The 4,571-nt window shown below is 45.3% G+C and carries 9 protein-coding genes; all 9 read right to left on the bottom strand.

Going from position 1 to position 4,571, the window contains the following annotated elements; all coding sequences use genetic code 11:
* Positions 1-150: 150 nt before the first annotated feature.
* Positions 151-861 (bottom strand): hypothetical protein, encoded by a 711-nt coding sequence (locus tag QEH57_RS24450; protein WP_309009432.1) that lies wholly within the window; start codon positions 859-861, stop codon positions 151-153.
* A gap of 134 nt (positions 862-995) precedes the next feature.
* Entirely contained in the window at positions 996-1,289 is a 294-nt protein-coding gene (locus tag QEH57_RS24455; protein ID WP_309009433.1) for a hypothetical protein, read from the bottom strand.
* A gap of 90 nt (positions 1,290-1,379) precedes the next feature.
* Complete coding sequence (locus tag QEH57_RS24460) at positions 1,380-1,745, bottom strand: hypothetical protein (RefSeq protein WP_309009434.1); 366 nt, start codon at positions 1,743-1,745, stop codon at positions 1,380-1,382.
* A 12-nt stretch (positions 1,746-1,757) separates the two neighbouring features.
* Positions 1,758-2,246 (bottom strand): hypothetical protein, encoded by a 489-nt coding sequence (locus QEH57_RS24465; RefSeq protein ID WP_309009435.1) that lies wholly within the window; start codon positions 2,244-2,246, stop codon positions 1,758-1,760.
* An 86-nt stretch (positions 2,247-2,332) separates the two neighbouring features.
* A complete protein-coding gene (locus tag QEH57_RS24470; RefSeq protein ID WP_309009436.1) occupies positions 2,333-2,746 on the bottom strand; it encodes a hypothetical protein in 414 nt (137 codons plus the stop codon).
* A gap of 19 nt (positions 2,747-2,765) precedes the next feature.
* Positions 2,766-3,188, bottom strand: a complete 423-nt coding sequence (locus tag QEH57_RS24475) for an ankyrin repeat domain-containing protein (RefSeq protein ID WP_309009437.1) — start codon at positions 3,186-3,188, stop codon at positions 2,766-2,768.
* Between the two features lie 63 nt (positions 3,189-3,251).
* Positions 3,252-3,566, bottom strand: coding sequence for a hypothetical protein (locus QEH57_RS24480; RefSeq protein ID WP_309009438.1), 315 nt, complete (start codon positions 3,564-3,566; stop codon positions 3,252-3,254).
* Positions 3,567-3,637: 71 nt separating this feature from the next.
* A complete protein-coding gene (locus QEH57_RS24485; RefSeq protein WP_309009439.1) occupies positions 3,638-4,081 on the bottom strand; it encodes a DUF2314 domain-containing protein in 444 nt (147 codons plus the stop codon).
* Positions 4,082-4,143: 62 nt separating this feature from the next.
* Positions 4,144-4,571 (bottom strand): hypothetical protein (locus QEH57_RS24490; RefSeq protein ID WP_309009440.1); only part of this gene is annotated, 428 nt, incomplete at its 5' end.

Here is a 4,571-nt window from a genome sequence, read left to right on the forward strand (position 1 = left end):
TGAGACTTGATCGAACACTACTCCAGCCCTTGCATCAACGGATAGAGCTGAGAATACGATGAACAGGGCGATTGTTAGTTTCATGATTAGTTTTTTGCTAACGCCAAGCTCAGACGACGAGCGCTTGCGCTCGTTGTCTGCGGCGCTTTGTTAAGCTTTTGTATTTGATCGAAGTTCGAGAAGTTTTGTCTTCAGGGCGGTCGAGTCTGAAATGAATTCCTCCGGTAGTTCATCTAGCTCTATCTGTAATTTAGCGCATAACGAGGATGGGATCGTTCCTAGCATGGATAATGCATGTTGAGCATTCTCTAGGGAGTGCGCTATGGCGTCAGTGCTATCAAGTTGAGTCGCAAAGTTTAACGCCAAAACGACGCCTTCAAGCGCAGATAGATAATCTTCTTCTGCTAAGTACTCCCCGATGCTGTGTGATAGATCACGATGCATGTTACTGAGGACAGCTCCTTGAAGTGTGTCGGTTCGCTCTTCAAGATCGTTCTCAATAGCTTTCGCACGTTCCTCAAATTTCTCTTCTATGGATCGGGACTTGGATTCCATGAGAGTGTCTATATCTTTTTTTAGCTCTTCGAGTAGTTCAGTCTTTAATTTTAGCCTTTCTGACTTTTCTACTCTGCGTGATTGGAACCAGTTTATGCCTAAAATCACGACGAGTGTACCTGCGGTTGTGCTAAGGCTCCAGGTGACTATCTGAATCAGTTGATTGTTTAGTTCCTGACGAAGCTCCATCTCCTCTCGTAGTTCGTCCGCTTCTTTCCTTATTTCCTCGATTTGCTCAGAAACCGGAATAGTTGTCTGTTGGGCGTAGGACGTTGCGACTAGTAGGAGTAGTATTAAGTATCTCATTTATTTTTTGCCTAACGTCGAGGCCATACGATGACGGCTCTGTTGAGGTTCCATTTTCAGTTTTCGTAAATTTCGGTTGGTTCGTAGTGAAAGAGGCGGGCGTTTGCCGGCATTGTATGAGCCGACTGGTTGGCTTATTTTGTTTCTTTGATTTTCAAGATCTCTCCGTCGCCAATATTCATCATTTCCCACATCTCTTTTTCTTCATCAGATTCGTACTCAATGCCGAGAGCTACCTTTGCTTCTTTCTTTTCTATTCGATCCATCATTTCGATAGACGAGATTTTGCCTTCCATGCTCAAATCAGAGTTGCATGGTAGTAACAGAATGTCGCCTGCTTTGATCTTTCCTTCCGTAATTTCACCGCAGACGTAGAACTGGTTTCTGGCCTTCAGCGTGAAGGTTTCATCTGCTCTGAATTCTGCCATTTTTTCTTTAGCCAACGTCAAGTCCATACGCGCAGGTCAGCGCGGAGCGCTGGCCGGAGTTGTATGGGACGACTGGATATGCTTCATTTTTTAATCGATCGAGAGTTCCAGCCAATGGATGACTCGTCCATCGGAAACTATCACAAAACCACTTCTTCCAGTTCCTGGGCCGATCAGTTCGAACCAATACTCCCAAATTTGATATCCTTCTTGGTAGTGATCGATGAAACCTTTTAGTGCAGGGTAGATACTTCCAAATTTCTTTTCGTTCTTCCTGTTCTCAATTGGATCTAGAAGCGTGCTCTTGAACTGCTCGAATTTGATTTCTTTTCTCAGGCCCGAGAGGATTCCATTCTCGTAAGCCTCGATCATTTGCTCATTCATCTCGGATTTCGGCATCGAAAGGCCGAGAGCAGGGAAGAGTAGGAGCAATGTGGCTATGATCTTTATCTGCATATCGCCGAGGTCTCACGACGAGCGCTTGCGCTCGTTGTGAGCACCGTTTTGTTGGCACCTTATGGTTTTGTTTTTGTGGTCAATAGTTCGTACAAGTCGTAAATCATGCAGCGAAACTAGATTCAATTCATTACGAGGTAAAGATAATGGGTTCAGTTTCTTTATTACATATTTCGAAGATTCTATTTTCCATCTATTGAGTATTTCTTTTAGTTCACCATTATTAGTTGCGGGCCCGATCACAAATAAGTGGTGCCCATGTGACGTTCCAACGTAAAAGCATTCTCTTGATTCTATCTTTTTCTCAAATGCTCGAGGGCTCTTGGTTCGGTATCTTTCTATGCTTTCGCCGGATTCAAAACCGACACCCAACAGCGTCCCAACCAGTGTTGAATCCGTAACCATTGCGTCTTTCGCTTCTATACCGATAGACTCTAATGCTTGAGCCTTGGAGAAGGCCAGAAGCACTAGAGTTACGGCAATAGTCAAAAGTTGTTTCATCGATTTTTTTGCCAACGTCGAGTGCATACGCGGAGGCTAGCGCTGAGCGCTGGCCGGAGTTGTATGACACGACTTGTTCGATAATTTCATTTTTCAAATTTGGATAGGATCCAATGTGTGAATACAGCAAAGGAAAAGAGTGAGATGCCGAGTCCCAGCAAGACCACTGACTGCCAACGTGGAATGGATCCATGCCACGTGCTGAATCCTGTGACGAATCTTAGCAGTCCAAGTATCGTGACAATGAATGAGACGAAAATTATTCCTTTTATGATTTCTTTCTTATTTATCTCTTTTCTGAGGATGAAGCCTGAGACAGTAGACATTAGGACGAAATAGATCCCTATGGCTCCGTGTCCAAAACCACATGCTGTCAAAGCTAGGCAGAACGTGAAAACAGTGATTGATGCAGGTGAAGGCTTATCGTCGAACAGCATGGTTATCTCCTGCTTAACGAAGTCGATGGATCCGACTCGATTATTGCTGGAGGCTGTTTTCATTTTCTTCATCGACAAGCTCTCACGACGCGGGCTTGCCCGCGTTGTGAGAAGCGCCTTGTTCGCCCAGTTTTAGTTTTTCTGCCAGCACTCGAATCTCTTCTTTGTCACTCAGCGCTGCAATATCGAAAAAGCTGCCAGTTTCGGACTTAATCTCAGTGCTAGCGCCTCGCTCAAGAAGCAGATCAATCATATCTTTGTGCCCTTGTTCCGTTGCTTCATGGAGTGGCGTGTAACCGTGTTCGCCTCTTGGGTCGATTTCGGCTCCCTCGTCCAAAAGAATCCTAGCCGAGTCAACAACGCCCCAAACCGCTACTGCGTGGAGCATGGTTTCCTCAAACGGGGGCCGTCCTTTCGTGTTAGGTGAATCGATTTCCACGCCTTCAAATTGCAGAAGGTCCGCGTACCTAATCTTTTCGATTACCTTTGCCAGTGGCTCATTCATTTTATTTCGGCGAACGTCAAAGTCAGGCGGCGAGCGCTTGCGCTCGTTGCCTGGACTGCCTGGTTATCTATATTTTTTATCCCTCGCAATTGGATAGTTCTGTTCGATCACAAATCCTTTTTTTAACTCTTCAGTGTATACATCAGGGTTCATGATTTCTCCTTTTTCATTTTCGTACAAAACATCGTAACGTGTCTTAGCTGGGCTGCCAATCGATAGTGCGAGGGAATCGGAGATTACATGCTTGATTCTGATTACTCTCCATCCTCGTTTTGCAAAGTCCTTTCTGATTTGGCGTTTCACGAAGAACGGAATAATGAATAGCGGTATCGAGAAGATGCCTACGAAGAGGAGTACCGCTATGAGTAGGTTTTCCATTCTTAAGATAACGCTAAGTGCAGGCGATGGCTGTGGAGCGGAGCGTAACAGGCATTGCCTGACACGCCATGTTAGAAATTATTTTCTCTGTAGTTTGTGATGCCTGCATGTTCGTCAAAAGCTCCTCTTTCTTCCTCGGTTAGTTTCAATCTCTGGACCCTGACCGACCAACCACCAGTCAGATGTCCGTGGTCGTTGATCATCCAATCGCTAATCTCTTCTTTCTTTACTTCGATTTTTTCAAAGTCTTCTAGTCCATTGGGGGTGTTGTAGTGATAGGCAAAGAGCTTTCCTTCTTTCTCTTCCTCAAAGGTGTACCAAAGGAATGCTTGGTCCCCATCGTGTGGGACGCCATGCTTGATAGCGAAGTAGACTCCGATGTTGTCTTTGTACTTTTCGTGAAGATCCAAGAAGACATCAATCGTCCTAATCGCTTCTTTCTTCGCTTCTACAAGAGCTGGATCGCCAGCTCTCATGGCCATCGTCTGAATATCGTCTTCTTTTGGTTCGGCCATAAGGGATGAGGTGAGTAGTAGTGTGACTGTGAATACTCGAAGCATCATTCTTCTTCTAATCGTCAAAGTGATGCGCGAGGGCCTAGAGGCCCGTTGAGAAAGTTGTTGTGTGGATACGCCCTTGCTGCGTCCACAACTCGGGGCGCTTGGCCCGAGTTGTATCGACTGCCTTGTTCGGCCTTCTTCATTCCTTCTTTCAACCTGTTTTTGTAGGAGATAATCGTTCCATCTTCACGAATCTTCATGTCGATAATTTCTCCGTAAGTGTTGTTCGGATAATCGGCTGCTGCGATCACAGTCCAAACATCTTCTTCTTTCATCGTTGGGTATAGAGAGGCGTTTCCTGTTTCTGACAAAACGAAACTCCAACCGATAGATCCTTCTCTTTTCTTTATTTCGTTTTGTGCAAATCCACGAATGTCGTTCCATTTGGGGAGAGACACCAAATCGTCCAGTAGCTTATGAGAAGCTGAAGTTGAGCATCCTAATG

The sequence above is a fragment of the Pelagicoccus sp. SDUM812005 genome (assembly GCF_031127875.1).
GTDB lineage: Bacteria > Verrucomicrobiota > Verrucomicrobiia > Opitutales > Opitutaceae > Pelagicoccus.